This window comes from Bacillus sp. ZY-1-1, from assembly GCF_003047165.1.
Taxonomy (GTDB): domain Bacteria; phylum Bacillota; class Bacilli; order Bacillales; family Bacillaceae; genus Bacillus; species Bacillus velezensis.
This window is the reverse complement of record NZ_CP027061.1, coordinates 3,696,481-3,715,511: the sequence shown is the minus strand read 5'-3', so window position 1 is coordinate 3,715,511 and position 19,031 is coordinate 3,696,481. Positions and strand designations below refer to the sequence as shown.

Here is a 19,031-nt window from a genome sequence, read left to right as displayed (position 1 = left end):
TATAATGAATGAGACTTGAAAACCGTATATAGGAGACTTGCATATGATGTGGCTTCAAAAGTTGAACCAAGTGTTGGGGAGAATCATGCCGCTTTTGACTCCGTCTAGTGTGGCGGCGGGTGTGCTGTTATCTCAGCATATCAGCTGGATGGCCGGCGCTGTGCCGTGGATATTTGCATTTATTACATTTACGGGCAGTCTGAGTGCCAATTTTCAATCGCTGAAGCGCAGTATCGAGAAGCCGCTCCCGATGATCATGGCATTGTTTGTTCTGCATATTTTCATGCCTGTTTTTGCATGGGGAAGCGGCCATCTGATTTTCAGCGGTGACCCTTTAACTGTGACGGGGCTGATTATGGGTGTGGTGATTCCGACCGGAATTACGAGTTTGATTTGGGCTGCGATGTATAAGGGAAATGTCGGATTGACGCTGTCTATTATCCTGGTTGATACCGTGCTTTCTCCTTTTATCGTACCATTAAGCCTGTCTGTCCTGGCCGGGGCGAATGTTCAGATGGATGTGTGGGGCATGATGAAAGGGCTGGCGGAGATGGTGGTGATTCCGTCCATCGCAGGGATGATGGTCAACCAGTTTTCCCCGCCGGTAAGGACTCAGGCGATAAGCCGGTCACTGTCTCCTTTTTCAAAAATCTGTCTGATGATTGTCATTGCCATTAACAGTTCGGAAATCGCGCCGTATGTCACGCACGTGGATATCAAATTTGCGGGCATCGCAGGCACGGTATTTTTTATTGCCATGACGGGTTATGCCGTGGCTTGGCTGATCGGAAGACTGATGAAGCGGAGCCAGGATGAAATCGTGTCTCTGATTTATACAGGGGGCATGCGCAATATCAGCGCCGGAGCCGTTCTCGCCGTGTCTTTCTTTCCGTCTCAAGTGGCGGTTCCGGTCGTCATCGGGATGCTCTTTCAGCAAATCCTTGCCGCTTTGTTCGGCTATTTGCTGAGACGCTTTGAGCTTAAGCCGGTCGTGATCAAGTATGAAAAAAACCGCTCAGTCACGTGAGCGGTTTTTTCCGTACAGCCAGCTTAGTGCTGAATTAAATTGTCGTTTGAACGCTTCTTGATGGTGCACGGCGCCCTCTTCGACAGTGAAAGAGAGCTGAGATTGAGAAAAGCCTTTTTGCCTCAGGCTTTCATGCACTTCTTTATTTTGTCCGATCATGGTGTGTTGGATGTTACATTTTTGCTCTGCTTCACGGCTGCCGACAGACATAAAGATACGCTGCCGTGCCGGCCGCAAAGGTGCGGAGCGGACATAATCTGCTGATTTTTCATACCAGAAGGAACCGGAAATACAGCCGATTCTGCCGAATATTTCAGGCTTTTGCAGCATCGCGTATATCGAAAACAGTCCGCCTAATGACGCACCGATCAGTCCTCTCGTTTCCGGATGCGCAGAAATGTGATGCGTATCTTCAACAGTGGGAATAATGACATTTGTCAGCTCCTCGAGAAAGAGCCTCCCTTTGCCGCCGAAATCATGAAACGCAGGGCTCAGGGAAGGCGCGGGCCACGGTGTGTACTCATCGAGTCTGTCAGCCGGTTTGATGCCGATGAAAATCAATTCGGGAAGTGTTCCGTTCGTAAATTGGGATTCAAGCTTATCTATCTGTTCTAAAAACAAAGAACCCCCGTCAAGTACGTACACACAGGGTAAAGCCCCTGTTTGAACCGAATAGGAAGGAGGAAGATACACAGTGCATTCCCTTCCGTTTATCGGGTGTTCTGTAAGGGTGCCTCTCATGCGTCCATCCCCTTTTTTTGCTTAAACAGAAGAAAAAAGAAATAAGGAACGCCGAGAATTGCAAGGATAATTCCAGCCGGCACTTCTGAAGGCTGAAAGAACAATTTGCCCGCAAAGTCGGCGGATATGACGAGGAGCATACCGACCAGTCCGCTGACCGGTAATGAGTATCTGTGCTCAATCCCGGCGAGCCTGCGGGAAATATGGGGCGCGATCAGTCCGACAAATGCCATGCTGCCCGCTGCGGTTACACATGCGCTGATCAAAGCGATGCAGGCAATGAGTAAAATGGTTTTTTCTTTATTGGTTGAAACACCGAGGCTTTTCACCGTGTCCTCATCGAAACGAATGGTATCCAGCAATGACGTTTTCGCCATAAGAAGAGGAATGAACAAGATCAGCCACGGAAGGATTGCCGTAATGGTCATCCAGTTTGCCGACCAGATGCTGCCGTTTTTCCAAACCATCGCCATCTCATAATCCTGCGGGTCCATTTTTAATGATAGAAATAAAGACAGCGCGCTGAATCCGGAATTCATGGCGATCCCGACGAGAATAATTCTGCCCGATTCCAGATGCCCCCGGTGCCAGGCGAAAATATAGATCAGCACGGCCGCCATCAGTCCTCCGATGAGGCCGAAGACAGGCATACCCATCGCAGAGGCAAGTGCCGTCGCTTCAGATTGTCCCTGAAACAGAAGCATAAACGTGACGATTCCCGCTCCGGCTCCTGCATTAATGCCCAAAATACCGGGATCGGCAAGACCGTTTTTGGTAATGGCCTGAATAACAGCTCCGGCTATCCCCAATCCGAGTCCGATGGCAGCAGCCATGACTATGCGCGGCAGCCTCAGCTGAAACAGCAAAATGTCATATTGCGGATTCGGATGGATGCGGAAAAGCGTACTGAGCAGTTCACCCGGCTTTGCGGAAAAAGAACCGCTTGTCATGCTGAAATAGCTTACGAGCAATATGAGAGCAATCAGAATGATATAAATTCCTGCCATTTTACGCACCACGCTGATCCCCTCCTTTTCTTTTAATCAAATAAAGAAAGAAAGGAACACCGATGATAGAAGTGACAACTTCAATAGGCGTTTCAAACGGATAATTGATGAATCGGCTCGCAAGGTCGCAAAGGGTCAGAAAGACGCCGCCGATAATGCACGCGCATGGGATCAGCCTGCTGTAGTCCGATCCGACGAGAAAACGTGTGATGTGCGGAACAACTAAACCGACAAAGGCAATTTTTCCGGCGAGCGCCACCGAGCTTCCGGTCAATATGACAACAGCCGCCATCGCCATGAGTTTGATGGTTCTTTTCTGCTGTCCCAGACTTTTTGAAATGTCGTCTCCTAATGATACGGCAGTGACCTTTTTGCTGAGAATCATGGCCGTAATGATTCCGATCGCAAAAAACGGGACGGCCAGTTTCAAAAAATCAGGGTTCATTTGATGCAGTCTCGCACTGTACCAAAAACTGAGATCCTGCGAAATTTGAAAATAAATCGAAAGCGCAGCCGACAGACTGCTGAGAAGCATACTGGTCACCGTTCCGATAATGGCAAGCTGCACCGGGGTAAAACCGCCGGGAAGAATGGAGGCCAGCCCGAAAACAAGAGCGGCGCCGAATGCGGAACCGATAAACGAGTAGATGATCATTTCAATGGATGTCGATTGAGGGAGCAATACCATGCAAAGGGTGATGATAAAAGCGGAGCCGTCCGACACACCCATGATCGAAGGCGAGGCCAGATAGTTCCGTGTGATTCCCTGCATGAGCGCTCCGGAAACAGCAAGGGCGGCGCCGATAAACATAGCGCCGGCAGCCCTCGGGATTCTTGAATGCCATATGATCTGATGGTCGGTATTCTCCGGATTAAAGTGCAGCAATGCGGAGAACACGGTATGGATGTCAAGCTGCTTTGCGCCGTATAAAACGGAAAGGAGCAGTGACAGAACAATGGCAATCGGTGAAGCAATGATAATAATGTGTGTCCGCCGTTTTGCATACATGTGAAAAACCTACTCTTTATTAGTCTTGAGTCAATTTGTCAGCCGCAACCTGTAAGAAGCTGATTTTACTCCACGCGGTTCCGCCTTGGGCTAATGGATCAATCGTATTGACGTATACATGGTCTTTTTTGACTGCCTTCAGGCTCTTCCAGATCGGATTTTTCTCTAAGTCTTTCAAAGCGTCAGGCTTATCTGCGTTTTCGTCATCAGAAAATTGTACGAAGATATGGTCAGGGTTCATTTCGCTTAATTTTTCAAGAGAAATCAGTTCCTGCGCTTTCGCCGCTTTGACTTCGTCCGGCGCCTTCAGGCCTAAATCACCGTAAAGCGTGGAGTTGAAATAAACTTGTTCAGGATAAATATAAATATTGCCTTGTCTGATTCTGATGACCAGTGCGTTTGACTGTTTCGCTTTGCTGTTGATCTTTGTTTTTGTCTTTTTCAGGTCCTGTTCGTAATCTGCGATGATTTTTTTCGCTTTTTTCTCTTTATCTGTAAGCTGGGCGAGCAGCATCATGTTTTCTTTCCAGTTTGATGAGATATGAGAGACAGGGATCGTTTCAGCGGTGCCGCTCAATTTTTTCAACGTTTTTTCCGGGAATTTGGTTGATGCCAGAATGACGTCCGGCTGCAGCTCAAGAATTTTTTCCATATTCGGCTGCATTTTTTCCCCCGTTGATACGGATTTATCTGTAATATCTTTAAACAGTTCCGGGAATTTGCCGGAGAAAGAAATTGCTCCTGCCGGATGAACGTCAAGCAATTTGGCGTCTTCCATTGATTCTACGCTGCCTGTAATGGCGATTTTGTCAGTCGGCGCTTTGACTTTATATGTTTTTCCGAGATATTCGATTTTCTTTTTATCTGAAGAAGCGTCCTTTCCTTTACTTGCTGTATCAGATGTTTCTGAGCTTCCGCAAGCCGCGGCCGTGAAAGCCAAAAGCAAAATCATGAAAGCGAATGCCAATTTCTTCATCTATTGTTCCTCCTGTTCAATTGATAACTATTATCAATTGGAATTATAGAGAATGAATAGGGATAAGACCATGGATAATTTCCGGCATTACCATGGACGATCTTCGGATAAAATGGAAATGCTTTGCTCGATCATCCGCTGATGTCCGCTTGGAGAATATTCAATCCACGGGTCAGATGAAATGGGAAACACGTGTTTATTGCTGACGGCACTAAGGTTCTGCCATATCCCGGACTGCTGAATCCGCTGAAAATAGCGAAGCGTTTCCGGTTCTTTACAAGTGAAAAGCATGATGCAGTCAGCCTGGCAATCCGCCAGCATTTCCAAGGAAATCTTTTCGTCAGGAGCAAAAGATTCCGGTTTTGCGGAGGCAAAGTCTAAATCACCGAAGAAGACTTCCTCAATACTGTTGTTATGGGCGATGTACATATTTTCTTTATATACACGGACAAATAAGAACCGCTGGTGCCGCACGTGTTTAAGAGCATCTTTCGCTGAATGGGTGAGACTTTGATAAGTTTTAAGCCAGTGCCGCGCTTCCTGCTCTTCATTCAGATATGCGGCTGTGCGAAGAAACTGGTCTCTCCAATTCTCTTGAGCCGGAAGATAAAAAACTTCAGTGATGTCATTCAGGCGCTGTTTTTCTTCTTCACTGACAGAATCGAGACTGAAAATGATGTCTGGGGCAGCTTGAGACAGCGTATGCAGGTTGTCTTCCCAATTTGCATTATAGCGGTAAGCGCTCAGGTGAACCGGAATATCGGAAGAGAATTGTTTGTAATAATAGGCCGTCCATTTCGGGTGCAGCGCCGCAGCGTAAGGCACGTGATGCAGAGGAATCAGATGCCCCATCGTTTCTTTTCCGTACGCGGCCATTTTTGTGCGCCTTTTTTTCATGTAGCTTGTAGGTGAGCTGCCGGTATGTTTTTTAAAGATGCGGCTGAAATAAAATTCGTCCTGGTAGCCGATTTGATGAGCGATTTCCCGCAGTTTGCAGCTTGCCTTGGCCATCAGTTTTTTCGCATTGGTTATGCGGATGTCTGTGATATATTCAGTTACGCTCTGCCCGTATAGTTTTTTAAAGGTTTCACTGTAATGCTTGGGACTGATTCCCGCCATATGAGCGAGCTGGGTGAGCGTGATTTTTGTGTCGGACTGAGCATGTATGAATTGTTTTGTCTGTTCGATCGCCGCTTTCGTATTATTTTGATGGCATACTTTTGCGGCATAAAGGTCGTACATCAGCTGCTGAAAGTCGGCGGTATATTTCATTTTCTGCAATCCATCCGCCGATCGCACGTTTTCAGAAAGTGATTGAAGCCGGCTTGTCAAATGATCAACCGTTTGTAAATTCATTTGCTGAAGTCCGTGGAAGATGTCTTCCCCGTTATCCGGAAGCATCGCTTCATCATCTGAGGAATAGGAGAAAACACGGAGTCTGACGATATACAAATGGATGCCGCCTGACGATATAGGGGCAATATTGAATGTCTCATCACAAGGACAGATGTAGAGCGTTTCCTTCTGCAGCGGAAAGCTGTCTGTTCCGATATCAATTTGTCCCTCGCCTTTCACATGAAAGATCAATACGGGGGAATCAGTGAGCTGATGCTCTGACAGAAGGTCGGCTGTTTTTTTTACGGAGATGATATCAATGGGCTGAAAGAATAATGTGTTTTTCATGAGAAACCACCTTTTAGGAAACATTCATTTAAATGATAACTGTTATCAATTAAATTGTACCAAATAAATGAATGTTTTCCTATAAAAAGCGGAAATGTGAAATGCGACAAAATGTTACACGTGTAACACGAATGTTGTCAGTATATGAGGTATTGTTTTCTTAGAGTTTTGAATTGGTCCAGCCGGCGTTGATATGTGCCGGTGATGTCTTCAATGGAAGCGCCTTTTTCTATTTTTTTGCGTACCCAGCCGTTACCGATCAGCTTGTCAAAAGAGCCTGTCGGCAAGAATGAAAAGTCATTCGGATATAAGTCATGCATGGTTTTCAGAATGGAGAGCCCTGTTTTTGCCGCTTCAAATGTGTTTCTGTTTGTTACGTAGACTTGTACGCCGTGGCACAGCTTGCCCTGGTGCTTGGAGAAGCTGGGGATGAATGAAGCGGCTCTGAAGGTGACGCCCGGAAGCTTGAGACTGTTCAGGCGTTCTTCGAGCTCGGTGCTTTTCATATAAGGCGCGCCGATAAGTTCAAACGGCTTTGTCGTGCCCCTTCCTTCGGATACGTTTGTGCCTTCGATTAGTCCTGTTGCCGAATATGCAAATATGCTGTCCGGGGTCGGGATATTAGGCGAAGGGAGGACGAACGGCAGACCGGTATCTTCAATCGTCATCGTCCGCTTCCAGCGCTTCATTTTTACGACGGTGAGGTCGGCGCCAATATGAAACTCTTTATTGAATAAAAGAGCAAGCTCACCGATCGTCATGCCGTGCTTCAGCGGGATCGGATACAGTCCGACAAATGAAGCGTAATCCGGTTCAAGAACCGGGCCGTCCGGATTTCGTCCGCCTTGCGGATTCGGCCGGTCCAAGACATAAAAAGGAATGCCTTTTTCTTTGGCCGCTTCCATGGCATAGGCCATTGTATAAATGTAGGTGTAGTATCGCGTTCCGACATCCTGAATATCGAAAATCAGCACATCTGTATCTTTCAGCATGTCAGGCGTCGGTTTCCTCGTCTCCCCGTATAGGCTGTAGACGGGAAGCCCTGTTTTTTCGTCTATATAGGATGTGACTTTGTCTCCGGCCTGAGCATCGCCGCGGACACCGTGCTCCGGTCCGAATAATGCCGTCAGGCGGATGTCTGGCGCCTCATACAGCACGTCAACGCTGCTTTTCAATGATGCGTTCACACCGGTCGGGTTGGTGATCAGCCCGACCCTTTTTCCCTTCAGTTCCTGTTTATAATCTTTCAGCAGGCGGTCGATGCCTGTTTGGATGCTTGGTTTCTTGGCGGTATGAAGGTTTCTGTCAGAAGCCGCCGAGACTGCCGTCATAGCACTGATGACGACAAGTCCGGCGAGAAGTGCAGCCGTATGTGTTTTCATAATCAGCCCTCCTGTTTAAAGCGGTTTTCCGGTCTTCAGATTGATACCGAAACCATAAGGATACAGTGTCGTTCCCGGATGCGTGACTGAAGGAATGTCAGCGGGCAGCCTGCCTTGCGGTGTTGTCTGTCCGAATATCGCTTCAATGCCTGCCGGAATGTTTGGCTGGAGGAATTGTCCGTCTGTATATCCTTTAAAGCCGTAGACTGCGATAAGGGCTTCAGCTTCTTCAAAATTCGCGGCGTCGTAAGGATTACGCAGGCTCATCAGCACAAAGGGTTTTTGGTTCGATTGTGCGGCTTTCATGACGGCCCGCGGAAATGCGGTCGTCCACTTGCCGGGATCTGTGACGGAATCGTCAATCACGCCGTCGTTTACGACAGGGTCATTTTTTACGACATAGGAGCCTGTAATCACGTAATCCGCGTCGGATACCAGCTTTTTGTGTTCATCATGAAATGTGCGCTCGGCGAAGTTCATTTTACTGATGGTTACCGGCCGGATTTTTTTCTTCTTGATGAGCTGCCGAATGGTTTGTTCCATTGCCGCTGTTTGATCTTCATAAGGAGCGGCAATGAGAACGCGGCTGTTCTTTTTCGGTTTGAATGGGAGCGTGCGGTTTTTGTTTTGTAAGACGGTGACGGATCTTTCCGCGATTTGTTTTTCAGCTTTCAGGTGATTTTTGCTGCCGACGGTTTTCTTTGCTTTTGCAATCTTCTTTTTCAGATTTGTCTCTTTCGGTGCGGGATATATCCCTCGTTTTATTTTCAGGGAAATGATGCGTTCCGCTGATTTGTTAATTTGCTGCAGCGGAATATCCCCTTTTTGTACCGCCTTTTTTAACGCGGAATGAACCCGGGCAAAGCGGTTTTCCGTTTGCAGCGATGTCACTTGGGCCGGCATCAGGGCAATATCGACTCCTGCTTTTACTGCCATGACGACCGCCTCTTCCTGACCGAAATGATCGGCAATGGCTTTCATATTTAATGCATCCGTAACGATGACGCCGTTAAATCCCATTTCCTTACGGAGAAGATGAGTCATCACTTTTTTCGAGAGTGTGGCGGGTACGAGGATGTCTGAACCGTCCAGCTTGCTTTTATAGGTTGTATCGTCAAAAGCGGGAAATTGCACATGGGCTGTCATGATCATATCAGCTCCGGCCTGAATGGCCTGCCGGAACGGATAAAGTTCAATCTGACGCAGCCTTTCTTGATTGTGGGTGACAAGCGGAAGACCGTAGTGGCTGTCGACATCAGTGTCGCCGTGTCCCGGGAAATGTTTGACGGCGGCAGCGACATTCTGCTTTTGCTGAGCCTTCATTGAGGCAAGACCGAGTGAAGCTGTCAGATCACGGTCTGAACTGAACGACCTGACGCCGATGACAGGGTTTCCGGGATTATTATTGATATCGAGAACGGGAGCGAAATTCGTATTAATGCCCAGTGCTTTCAGTTCTTTCCCGATAATGGCGCCGGTCTGGGACGCGTAGGCTGTTTTTCTAGCAGCCCCGAGTGCCATATTGCCTGGGAAATGAGTGCCCTCACCAAGTCTAGTTACGATGCCGCCCTCCTGATCAATGCTTAATAATAGCGGAATGTCAGGGCTCGCCTTTTGAAAGGCATCTGTCAGGCGTACCGTTTGCTCAGTGTTTTTTACATTTTCTGCAAATAAGATAACGCCGCCGAACCGGTACTTTTGAATAAGCCCTGCGACTTCGTCATTCATTTGGGTAAGAGCCTCAGGTGATGACTGCCCCTTTTTTTGCCAATTTCGAAAATCAGGCATGAGCATCTGCCCTAATTTTTCATCTAATGTCATACGGGATACCGCTTGTTCCGCCTGTGACGGAATGTCCGGTTTTGTTGATGCATGATGCGTGCCGAATACAATGAACAACAGTAATACAGCTGAGATGAAAAGTTTCATGATGGTGCCCTCCTGCCGTCATAGTTTGGACAAAAGACATGGGTTGTCATTCAATGGCTTCATAAATCGCTTTTATGACGCTGCCGTAGCTTCCGGTCGGGAAAAGATCCCCTTCAAAAACATTCGGGTTTTCACCGGGGCTGACGACGGGGGAATGCTTTTTATTGGTCAAAAGTGCGATCCCCAGCTTATAAGCGGGATCAATAATCGTGATGGTGCCGGTCCATCCCGTATGGCCGTATGCCTGCCTGCTTGCATAAGGTCCGAACATCCACTCCATATCCGGGCTGCCGTTTTTCCGCCAGCCGAGAGCGAAAGTCGGATCAGAGGATGCCGCCGTTGTGAACAAATCGGCCGTTCTTTTATTGAAGAGAGAAACGTGTTTATAACTGCCTCTGTTCAGCATGACTTGAAGAAGGACGGCCATATCATCAGCTCTGGAAAACAGCCCGGCGTGACCGGACACCCCTCCCATTGAGTAAAATGCTTTTTCATCGTGAACTTCCCCCTGCAGCGTATATGTCCTGATGTGAGGGAAATGGATGACTCCGTCACGTGTGTTGCCTAAACGTTCAGTAGCTGCGAATGCTTTTTCTTTAAAACCTTTTTGCAGCGGATTGAACAGTGTGTGCGTCAGTTTCAGCGGTTTGTACAGTTCTTGTTCCGCATAGGTATCAAGGGTTTTTCCGGTTATGTTTTCAATGATGCATCCGAGAATCATGTAACCGATATCACTGTATACGTGTTTTGTTCCCGGCTTGTATTCAAGCGGGATCTGGGTGAGAAAACGGATCGTTTTATCCCGTTCTTGTGAATATAAAGGGCCTGCGGTGTCCGGCTGATAGAAATAAAAGCTTGCCGGCAGACCGGATTGATGCTGGAGCACATCGATGACGCGTATACGGTCTTTTTCTTGAATCGGATCGCTTTTTCTGTCTTTGAAATCAGGAAGGTAAGCCGAGACTTTTTGATACACATCAAGCTTTCCCTGGCTGACGAGTCGCTGTAGTGCAAAATTGGCCGCGTACATTTTTGTATTGGAAGCTAAATCAAACATGGTTGATGTTTTCATTTTTTTCGGACGGGATAAAAGGGTGTTCCCGTCATATTTTTTGCTGTAGCCGTATGCTTTCTTTTTGATCACCCGTCCGTCCTTTACGACGATGAGGACGGCTCCGGGGAATCCTGCTGCGATGTCTTTTTCAATCATTTGATCAACCTTTCTGAGCTTTGCTGCGTCGTATAATTTGGATTGGGCTTCGGCTTTGTGCTGCGGCAGAAAAGAGAGGCTGATGACCATTGTGAGTATGGCGGCTGTCAGTGTTTTCATATTCTGATCCCTCCCGGTTTATTCAAATTCAGCAGCCATGTCATCCTTAAATCCGAACGCATAAGTGAAGACAAAGCCTGCCGCGTAAGAGATGAAGAGACCGATGATATACAAAACGATTTGAGCCGGCTGTACGAGAAACGAGAGCGGAAGGCCGGAGACACCGATTGAAAAAGTCGCCACTTGAAAATGGGCTTGAAAGGCGCCGCCGATTCCCGCCCCTAAACACGCCGTCAAAAACGGCCGGCCGAGCGGGAGCGTGACGCCGAAGATAAGCGGCTCCCCGATTCCGAGCAGACCGGATGGAAGTCCGCCGCCGATCGCTCTTTTTAATGAGGCTTTTTTTGTTTTCATAAAGATGGCGAAGGCCGCGCCTACTTGACCCGCGCCTCCCATCGCGAGAATCGGAAGAAGCGGGTCATCTCCGATTGATCGGATTAATTCCAAATGTACGGGAGTCAAGCCCTGATGCAGGCCGGTGACGACAAGCGGCAGGAAGGCGGCTCCCAGTACAAACCCTGAGAGCACTCCCCCGACATTCAGCAGCGACAATAAACCTGATGTAATCAGATCAGAAATAAAACCGCCTGCGGGGATAAAAACGACATATGTCACCAGCCCGGTGATAAGTAAAGACAATGTAGGCGTGACGATAATGTCGATGGATTGATGGACGTACTTTCTGATAAACCGTTCGGTATAAGCGATAAAAACCGCAGCGAAAAGAACGCCGATTAATCCTCCCCTGCCAGGGAGCAGATTCTCTCCGAACAAACTGATATTGGCGATCTCAGGGTTAAGGATCAATATGCCCGCAAGGCCGCCCATCGCGGGTGTCCCGCCGAATTCCTTCGCCGCATTGATGCCGACAAGGACGCCGAGGTAAGCGAACAAGCCTGAACCGATAACCGTTAAAATAAGTGCGATTTGGGATTCTTTCGGGAGCCAGCCGGCCTGAATGACGGCTTTCGTAATACCGGTGATTAAACCTGATGCAATGAGTGCAGGAATAAGGGGAATGAAGATGCTTGATATTTTTCTCAGAAACAATTTGATGGGTGTGGTGTTTTTTCTGTTGAGATCGGCTTTTTTCCGTGAGGCGGCTTCTTTTAAATCAATGTTTTTTCCGGATGGCATAAGTTTTGCGAAAGCGTCGGCGACATGATTGACGACACCCGTGCCGAGAATGATCTGCAGTGTTTCGGCTTCGACGACGCCTATTACCCCGTCAAGCCGTTTCAGCGCCTCAATATCCGTTTTGTCCCGATCTAAAGGTGTAATCCTCAGGCGTGTCATACAGTGGGTAAAGCCTGAAATATTCGCTGAACCGCCGCAATTGTCCAGGATATCTTTGGCCAGTGACTGATAAAATGCCTCTTTGCTCATGGAGATCCTCCTTTTTCCGTACGATTTTTCCCGGGGAGCTATGCCTGAAACGCGTCCTAAAAGCGCCTGCGCCGAACATGAAAACGGCGCGGGCTCGTAAAAGCACATTATTTTTCACCAAAGAACGATCAGCGTTCTTTTTCTCTTGAAACGTGCTGTTCAATGGCTTTATCAATGAATCCTTCTGATTCTTTGAGCAGTGCCTTCGCGTGTGTTTCGTCCGAATTCGTCTTCAGCATGACGATTGCCGTTTTGACATGGCTGTCTGCGGCCTCAAGCGTTTCTTTTGCCTTGTCGTACGGAACGCCCGTGATGCTTTGGATAATGCCGATTGCGCGTTCTTTCAATTTTTCGTTGCTGACATGAACGTCCACCATTAAATTTTCGTACACTTTGCCGCTTTTAATCATCACGGCCGTGGAAATCATGTTCAGAATCATTTTATGTGCCGTCGCGGCTTTCATTCGTGTTGACCCTGTAATCACTTCGGGGCCGACAATGACTTCGATGCTGTGATCGGCAAAGGTGCTGATCAAGGAGTTCTTATTGCATGTGAGCGCGACGGTTTTGGCGCCGATTGTTTTTGCATATTTCAGCGCACCGGCCGCATACGGCGTGCGCCCGCTTGCCGCGATGGCGATCACGGTGTCTTCTGCGGTAAGCCCGATCGTTTTGAGATCGAGAGCGCCGGTTTCCTCGCTGTCTTCTATACCTTCAGCCGCTTGCAAAAAGGCGTCTGCCCCTCCGGCCATCAGACCGATGACGGTGTCGGGACTTACGCTGTATGTAGGCGGGCATTCAACCGCATCCAGTACACCGAGTCTGCCGCTTGTGCCCGCTCCCGCATAAATCAGCCTGCCGTTTCGCCGTAAGGACTGATGGGCGAATTGAACGGCAATCTGAATATCGGGCAGCACCTGCTGAACGGCTTCAGCCACTTTGAAATCCTCTTCGTTAATGATGCGGAGAATTTCCATCGTGTCTGCCTGATGGATTGAAGCGGTCTGCGGATTTCTGGTTTCTGTGGTCAATCTGTGAATGTTAAGCCGGTCTGTCATGATTGTACCCTCCCAAGTCGTTAATACTTGAAGTATATGGGCTTCTGAATAGATGTTTCAAGAAAAATCGGCAGGGATGAGATGAATAATCAAGCGCTTTCACAAAAAATGATGCAGAATGTGCTGTTCACCGATCGGACCGATCCTGCGCCGCCCTTTGTCAATAAAACCGGAAGACCGGTACAGGTTCTTTGCACGTTGATTGCGATGGTTTACAGCAAGCACGATTTCATCACACCAAGGAAAGTAATTTGCAACAAAAGCGGGGAGCTGCAGCATCGCTTGTTTGGCATAACCTTTTCCCTGATGCGGCGCATGTAATGACAGCGCACTCAGCAAAATGGCAGACACATTGTTCGAATACGGAGCAATGGTTTCTTTTGAGGTATGTAAAATAAAAAAACCGACGGGGCGGTCTTCTTTTAAAATGACTGTCGGGTAGCGATCCCGGATGACAAGCGCCTGCGGCAGGACATCTATCGGCAGAGCTGTGAACTTTTTATCTTCTTCACTCAGCACAAACCCGTTCAGCCCGTCTGCATGCTCCGGTTTATAAAAGGACAGGGCTACATCCATGATATCTACTCTCCTTTTTTATAATTGATCCAATTCATCTTCTGATAGAACACGGCAGCCTGCCCGTTTTAAAAGAGCGGAAGTGATGCCGTCTCCGAGTATTTTTTTTCCTGAGAAAGTGCCGTCATAGATAAAGCTGCTGCCGCAGGACGGACTGTTTTCTTTAAGGATGACCGTTGCGGCGCCTATTTCTTTTGCGTATGCTAACGTTTTTTCCGCGCCGTCCATATATAAAGCTGTAACGTCTTCGCCTGATGCCGTTACGATTCTTGCCGTTCCGTTCAGCACGTCTTCACCCGTGCCGCCGATGATTTCCGCCGGTTCGCGGGGAGTGGTGAAGCCGCCCAAAAGTTCGGGGCAGACCATAACAGCTTTCTTTTCTTCTACGAGTCTGCGGATTTTTTCCGAAGCGGCGTGAGAGCCGTTATATCTGCATTCGATACCGCCGAGACAAGAGCTGACTAAGATCATCTGTGTCCATTCCCTTCAATATTTTGATACTTTCATCATAAATGAAATAAGAGAGGAGGGATGAGTTTTTCAGTTAAAAAACGGGTAAAAAAGTTTGAAAATAAAAAAAATAATTTTTCTCTTTACAAATGGGGTACAACCTGTATATAATAACTTTTGTCAGCTCGACGCGGACACAACGGCCCGTTGGTCAAGCGGTTAAGACACCGCCCTTTCACGGCGGTAACACGGGTTCGAATCCCGTACGGGTCATATGGAGGATTAGCTCAGCTGGGAGAGCATCTGCCTTACAAGCAGAGGGTCGGCGGTTCGAGCCCGTCATCCTCCACCATATTTGCCGGCCTAGCTCAATTGGTAGAGCAACTGACTTGTAATCAGTAGGTTGGGGGTTCAAGTCCTCTGGCCGGCACTGTTTTTCAAAAAAATACGGAGGGGTAGCGAAGTGGCTAAACGCGGCGGACTGTAAATCCGCTCCCTCAGGGTTCGGCAGTTCGAATCTGCCCCCCTCCACCATTTTTGGGCTATAGCCAAGCGGTAAGGCAACGGACTTTGACTCCGTCATGCGTTGGTTCGAATCCAGCTAGCCCAGTCTCAGACACCTTTTGCATAAAGGTGTCTTTTTTTATCGGCATTTTGTTTCGATTTTTGATTGTTCATCAGATATACTATTTTTAAGCTGCTGTTAAGGCAGTATATTCTGTATTTTCCATCTACACCTTGCCTGAAATTTGGTAAAATAAATGTAATAAAAAAATGAAACCTTTTAAAACAATCAACGTATAGATACAGACCGGTGAAGGGCAGAGGTAAGATAAAACATGGAAAACCTGATTAAAAAAAGAATCAAGCAAGTCAAAAAAGGCGATCAAAATGCGTTTGCAGAAATCGTTGACCTTTATAAAGATAAGATTTACCAGCTTTGCTACCGCATGCTCGGCAATGTGCACGAAGCGGAAGATATTGCGCAGGAAGCTTTTATCAGAGCGTATGTCAATATCGACAGTTTCGATATCAACAGAAAGTTTTCAACGTGGCTTTACAGAATTGCGACCAACCTGACCATTGACCGCATCCGCAAGAAAAAGCCTGATTACTATCTGGACGCAGAAGTAGCGGGAGCAGAAGGGCTGACGATGTATTCGCAGATCGCCGCGGACGGGGTTCTCCCTGAAGACGCCGTATTGTCATTGGAGCTGTCGGACACAATTCAGAAAAAGATTTTAAAGCTGCCTGACAAGTACAGAACGGTTATTGTATTAAAGTATATTGACGAACTCTCTTTAATTGAAATCGGGGAGATTCTGAATATCCCTGTCGGCACCGTCAAGACAAGGATACACAGAGGCAGAGAGGCTCTTAGAAAACAATTGAGGGATCTTTAAGTGGGGTGATGAAATGAGCTGTCCTGAACAGATTGTGCAGCTTATGCATAAGCATCTTGATGGAGATATCCTTCCTGAAGATGAAAACGTATTAAAACAACATTTGCAGTCATGCGGGAATTGCAAACGGCATTTTCATGAAATGGAGAAATCCGTAGCACTCGTCCGAAGCACATCGCATGTCACGGCCCCTGCTGATTTTACTGCCAAAGTTGTGGCGAATCTTCCAAAAGAGAAAAAACGCGCTTCTGTAAAACGATGGATCAAAACTCATCCGATGATTGCAGCCGCAGCGGTTTTTGTGATTTTAATGGGCGGCGGTTTTTTCAACAGCTGGCATAATGACCACAATTTCAGTGTGTCCAAACAGCCGAACCTTGTCGTGCAGAATCACACGGTCACCGTCCCTGAAGGCGAGACCGTAAAGGGCGATGTCACAGTAAAAAACGGCAAGCTGTTCATTGAAGGAAAAGTCGACGGCAATGTGACCGTCGTCAACGGAGAAAAATACATGGCCTCAGCCGGACAAGTCACCGGGCAGATTGAAGAGATTAACCAATTGTTTGACTGGGTCTGGTACGAACTGAAATCGGCGGGCCAGGGCGTCGTGAGCGCTTTGGACCCGAATGAAGATGAGTAAAGCGTATAATCGCTTTACTCTTTTTTTATGCATCGCCGTGCCGGCCCATTTCACTTGAGAAATCAAAATGTGGTATAATGAGCACGCTATATGATGTACATATTGCTCATGCAGCACAATTCATAACGGAAAAAACGAAATGACTGAATTCTTGGAGGACGAGGAAATGGCTTTTGAGGACATCCCATTTTTGCAATACCTCGGCAATGCCGTTGATATTCTCCTTGTTTGGTATGTGATATATAAATTAATCATGGTCATACGCGGGACGAAGGCGGTTCAGCTTTTAAAAGGAATCGTCGTCATCGTATTGGTCCGGATGGCCAGTTCATATTTGGGACTCAGCACGCTTCAGTGGCTGATGGACCAAGCGATAACATGGGGATTTTTAGCGATCATCATTATATTCCAGCCTGAGCTGAGACGGGCGCTTGAACAGCTCGGACGGGGCCGGTTCTTTTCCAGGAGCGGAACCCCTGTGGAGGAAGCGCAGCATAAGACAATTGAAGCGATTACAAAATCGATCAGCTACATGGCGAAACGCCGCATCGGCGCACTCATCGCCATTGAGCGCGATACGGGAATGGGCGATTATATTGAGACGGGCATCCCGCTTAATGCGCAGGTCAGCTCGGAGCTTTTGATTAATATCTTCATCCCCAATACACCGCTGCATGATGGAGCGGTCATTATGAAAAATAACGAGATTGCTGCGGCTGCCTGTTATCTGCCGCTTTCTGAAAGCCCGTTTATTTCAAAGGAGCTGGGGACGCGTCACAGAGCGGCTGTCGGCATCAGTGAAGTGACGGACAGCTTAACCATTATTGTATCTGAAGAGACGGGCGCCATCAGTGTGGCCAAAAACGGAGACCTTCACAGAGAATTGACGGAAGAAGCACTGAAAGAAATGCTTGAAGCCGAGTTTAAGAAGAACGCCAGAGACACTTCTTCTAACCGCTGGTACTGGAGGGGCAAGAAAAATGGATAAATTCTTAAACAACCGCTGGGCTGTAAAGATCATTGCATTGCTCTTGGCGCTGCTGCTTTACGTTGCGGTTAACAACAACCAGGCGCCGACTCCGAAAAAGCCGGGGGAATCCTTTTTTCCGACATCAACGACTGACGAGGCTACGCTTACTGATATTCCTGTAAAAGCATACTACGATGAAGCGAACTATGTCGTCACCGGCGTGCCCCAGACCGTAAATGTCACGATTAAAGGCTCGACAAGCGCGGTGAAAAAGGCGAGACAGACGAAGAATTTTGAGATATACGCCGATATGAATAAGCTGAAGACCGGGACTCATAAGGTCGAATTGAAGGCGAAAAACGTATCGGACGGACTGACGATCTCCATAAACCCGTCAGTCACGACGGTTACGATTCAGGAAAAAACGGCTGAGAGTTTTCCCGTGGAAGTTGAATACTACAATAAAAGCAAAATGAAAAAGGGATATACCCCTCAGCAGCCGATTATCAGCCCGAAAAACGTGCAGATTACAGGTTCGAAAAATGTGATTGATAACATTTCGCTTGTCAAAGCATCTGTGAACCTTGAAAATGCAAATGAGACCATTGAAAAGGAAGTGAAGGTGACCGTCTATGACAAAGACGGCAACGCACTTCCTGTTGATGTTGAACCGTCAGTCATTAAAGTGACGGTTCCCGTAGCCAGTCCGAGCAAAAAGCTTCCTTTCAAAATCGAAAGGAAGGGAAGTCTTCCGGACGGGGTGAGTGTTGCGAGTATTGACTCGAATCCGAGTGAGGTGACGGTTTACGGCCCGCAGGATGTGCTGGATTCACTGGAATTTATTGACGGCGTATCTCTTGATTTAGGCAAAATTGATAAAGATACCGATATCAATGCCGATATCCCGCTTCCTAAGGGCGTCACTAAGGTATCACCGGAAAAAATCACGCTTCATGTTAAAGTGGACAGTGAAGACAAAAAGGATTTTGACAATGTCGCAATCAAGACGGTCGGACTGGGAGGCTCACAGCAGATTGAGTTTCTCGACCCTGAATCGCAGGCGATAAATATTACGGCCAAAGGCTCTCCCGCCAACATTAAGGCGCTGAAAAAGTCGGACATTGAACTGTATGCCAATGTCTCGGACTTGGATGACGGAGAGCACTCTGTAAAGCTTGAAGTAAACGGCCCGCAAAACGTCACATGGTCCCTGTCAAAAGACACGGTTAAGATCAAGCTGACTTCTAAGAAAAACACAAGTTCAAATAAAAATGACGGCGGCTCCGCTGATTCCGGCAATAAGAACGGCACAAGCGGAGACGCAGACAAAGACAAGAGCAAGAACCGGGAAGACGACACTGACAGCGATCAGAATAAAAGTCAAAACCAGGATCAAAATCAAGACCAGGATGAAGACGGATCAAGCGCTGATTCTTCTTCAACAGAATGAAAAAGGAGCGATAC

The 19,031-nt window shown here is 47.6% G+C and carries 17 protein-coding genes and 5 tRNA genes; 10 read left to right on the top strand and 12 right to left on the bottom strand.

Features of this window, described 5'->3' with window-relative positions; translation table 11 throughout:
• Window positions 1-85: 85 nt before the first annotated feature.
• A complete protein-coding gene (locus tag C5I45_RS18575) occupies window positions 86-1,027 on the top strand; it encodes a bile acid:sodium symporter family protein (protein WP_088005472.1) in 942 nt (313 codons plus the stop codon).
• Here C5I45_RS18575 and C5I45_RS18570 read toward each other — a convergent pair.
• The 12 genes from C5I45_RS18570 to C5I45_RS18515 all read right to left on the bottom strand — a co-directional run bounded on the left by C5I45_RS18570 (window position 1,016) and on the right by C5I45_RS18515 (window position 14,575).
• Window positions 1,016-1,768 carry an alpha/beta hydrolase gene (locus tag C5I45_RS18570; protein ID WP_015388771.1) on the bottom strand — a complete coding sequence of 251 codons (753 nt, stop codon included), beginning with the start codon at window positions 1,766-1,768 and terminating at the stop codon, window positions 1,016-1,018. The two genes, C5I45_RS18575 and C5I45_RS18570, sit on opposite strands and share 12 nt — an antisense overlap.
• Complete coding sequence (gene feuC, locus C5I45_RS18565) at window positions 1,765-2,775, bottom strand: iron ABC transporter permease FeuC (RefSeq protein WP_025853830.1); 1,011 nt, start codon at window positions 2,773-2,775, stop codon at window positions 1,765-1,767. Before feuC ends, C5I45_RS18570 begins: the two co-directional genes overlap by 4 nt.
• A gap of 1 nt (window position 2,776) precedes the next feature.
• Complete coding sequence (locus C5I45_RS18560; RefSeq protein WP_003156779.1) at window positions 2,777-3,784, bottom strand: FecCD family ABC transporter permease; 1,008 nt, start codon at window positions 3,782-3,784, stop codon at window positions 2,777-2,779.
• Between the two features lie 19 nt (window positions 3,785-3,803).
• On the bottom strand, window positions 3,804-4,760 hold the full coding sequence (locus tag C5I45_RS18555; RefSeq protein ID WP_025853829.1) for an ABC transporter substrate-binding protein: 957 nt from the start codon (window positions 4,758-4,760) through the stop codon (window positions 3,804-3,806).
• Between the two features lie 87 nt (window positions 4,761-4,847).
• Window positions 4,848-6,443 carry a bacillibactin transport transcriptional regulator Btr gene (gene btr, locus C5I45_RS18550; protein WP_025853828.1) on the bottom strand — a complete coding sequence of 532 codons (1,596 nt, stop codon included), beginning with the start codon at window positions 6,441-6,443 and terminating at the stop codon, window positions 4,848-4,850.
• A gap of 137 nt (window positions 6,444-6,580) precedes the next feature.
• Complete coding sequence (locus C5I45_RS18545; RefSeq protein WP_025853827.1) at window positions 6,581-7,825, bottom strand: exo-beta-N-acetylmuramidase NamZ family protein; 1,245 nt, start codon at window positions 7,823-7,825, stop codon at window positions 6,581-6,583.
• Window positions 7,826-7,840: 15 nt separating this feature from the next.
• Entirely contained in the window at window positions 7,841-9,754 is a 1,914-nt protein-coding gene (locus C5I45_RS18540; protein ID WP_025853826.1) for a glycoside hydrolase family 3 protein, read from the bottom strand.
• 46 nt (window positions 9,755-9,800) lie between these two features.
• Window positions 9,801-11,084, bottom strand: coding sequence for a penicillin binding protein PBP4B (gene pbp4b / locus C5I45_RS18535; RefSeq protein WP_015388767.1), 1,284 nt, complete (start codon window positions 11,082-11,084; stop codon window positions 9,801-9,803).
• A gap of 18 nt (window positions 11,085-11,102) precedes the next feature.
• Window positions 11,103-12,470, bottom strand: a complete 1,368-nt coding sequence (locus C5I45_RS18530; protein WP_015388766.1) for a PTS transporter subunit EIIC — start codon at window positions 12,468-12,470, stop codon at window positions 11,103-11,105.
• Window positions 12,471-12,598: 128 nt separating this feature from the next.
• Window positions 12,599-13,528 carry an N-acetylmuramic acid 6-phosphate etherase gene (murQ, locus tag C5I45_RS18525; protein WP_107994569.1) on the bottom strand — a complete coding sequence of 310 codons (930 nt, stop codon included), beginning with the start codon at window positions 13,526-13,528 and terminating at the stop codon, window positions 12,599-12,601.
• A 99-nt stretch (window positions 13,529-13,627) separates the two neighbouring features.
• Window positions 13,628-14,104 carry a GNAT family N-acetyltransferase gene (locus C5I45_RS18520; RefSeq protein ID WP_014304238.1) on the bottom strand — a complete coding sequence of 159 codons (477 nt, stop codon included), beginning with the start codon at window positions 14,102-14,104 and terminating at the stop codon, window positions 13,628-13,630.
• An 18-nt stretch (window positions 14,105-14,122) separates the two neighbouring features.
• The gene (locus C5I45_RS18515; protein WP_003156767.1) at window positions 14,123-14,575 is read right to left on the bottom strand and encodes a 2-thiouracil desulfurase family protein; all 453 of its coding nucleotides are present in this window, start codon (window positions 14,573-14,575) and stop codon (window positions 14,123-14,125) included.
• 180 nt (window positions 14,576-14,755) lie between these two features.
• On the opposite strand from C5I45_RS18515, the gene C5I45_RS18510 reads away from it, so the two are divergent.
• From C5I45_RS18510 to C5I45_RS18470, 9 genes are all read left to right on the top strand, one after another.
• Window positions 14,756-14,827: transfer RNA gene (locus tag C5I45_RS18510), tRNA-Glu, on the top strand.
• Between the two features lie 3 nt (window positions 14,828-14,830).
• Window positions 14,831-14,906, top strand: a tRNA-Val gene (locus C5I45_RS18505).
• 5 nt (window positions 14,907-14,911) lie between these two features.
• A tRNA-Thr gene (locus C5I45_RS18500) sits at window positions 14,912-14,984 on the top strand.
• Window positions 14,985-15,003: 19 nt separating this feature from the next.
• A tRNA-Tyr gene (locus C5I45_RS18495) sits at window positions 15,004-15,088 on the top strand.
• A gap of 4 nt (window positions 15,089-15,092) precedes the next feature.
• Window positions 15,093-15,164 (top strand) — tRNA-Gln (locus C5I45_RS18490).
• Window positions 15,165-15,393: 229 nt separating this feature from the next.
• On the top strand, window positions 15,394-15,957 hold the full coding sequence (gene sigW, locus C5I45_RS18485; protein ID WP_003156766.1) for an RNA polymerase sigma factor SigW: 564 nt from the start codon (window positions 15,394-15,396) through the stop codon (window positions 15,955-15,957).
• A gap of 13 nt (window positions 15,958-15,970) precedes the next feature.
• Window positions 15,971-16,597: an anti-sigma-W factor RsiW gene (gene rsiW / locus C5I45_RS18480; protein WP_107994568.1), complete on the top strand. Its 627-nt coding sequence runs from the start codon at window positions 15,971-15,973 to the stop codon at window positions 16,595-16,597.
• Window positions 16,598-16,763: 166 nt separating this feature from the next.
• Complete coding sequence (gene cdaA / locus C5I45_RS18475) at window positions 16,764-17,585, top strand: diadenylate cyclase CdaA (RefSeq protein WP_003156763.1); 822 nt, start codon at window positions 16,764-16,766, stop codon at window positions 17,583-17,585.
• Entirely contained in the window at window positions 17,578-19,017 is a 1,440-nt protein-coding gene (locus C5I45_RS18470; RefSeq protein WP_003156761.1) for a CdaA regulatory protein CdaR, read from the top strand. Before cdaA ends, C5I45_RS18470 begins: the two co-directional genes overlap by 8 nt.
• Window positions 19,018-19,031 lie beyond the last annotated feature (14 nt).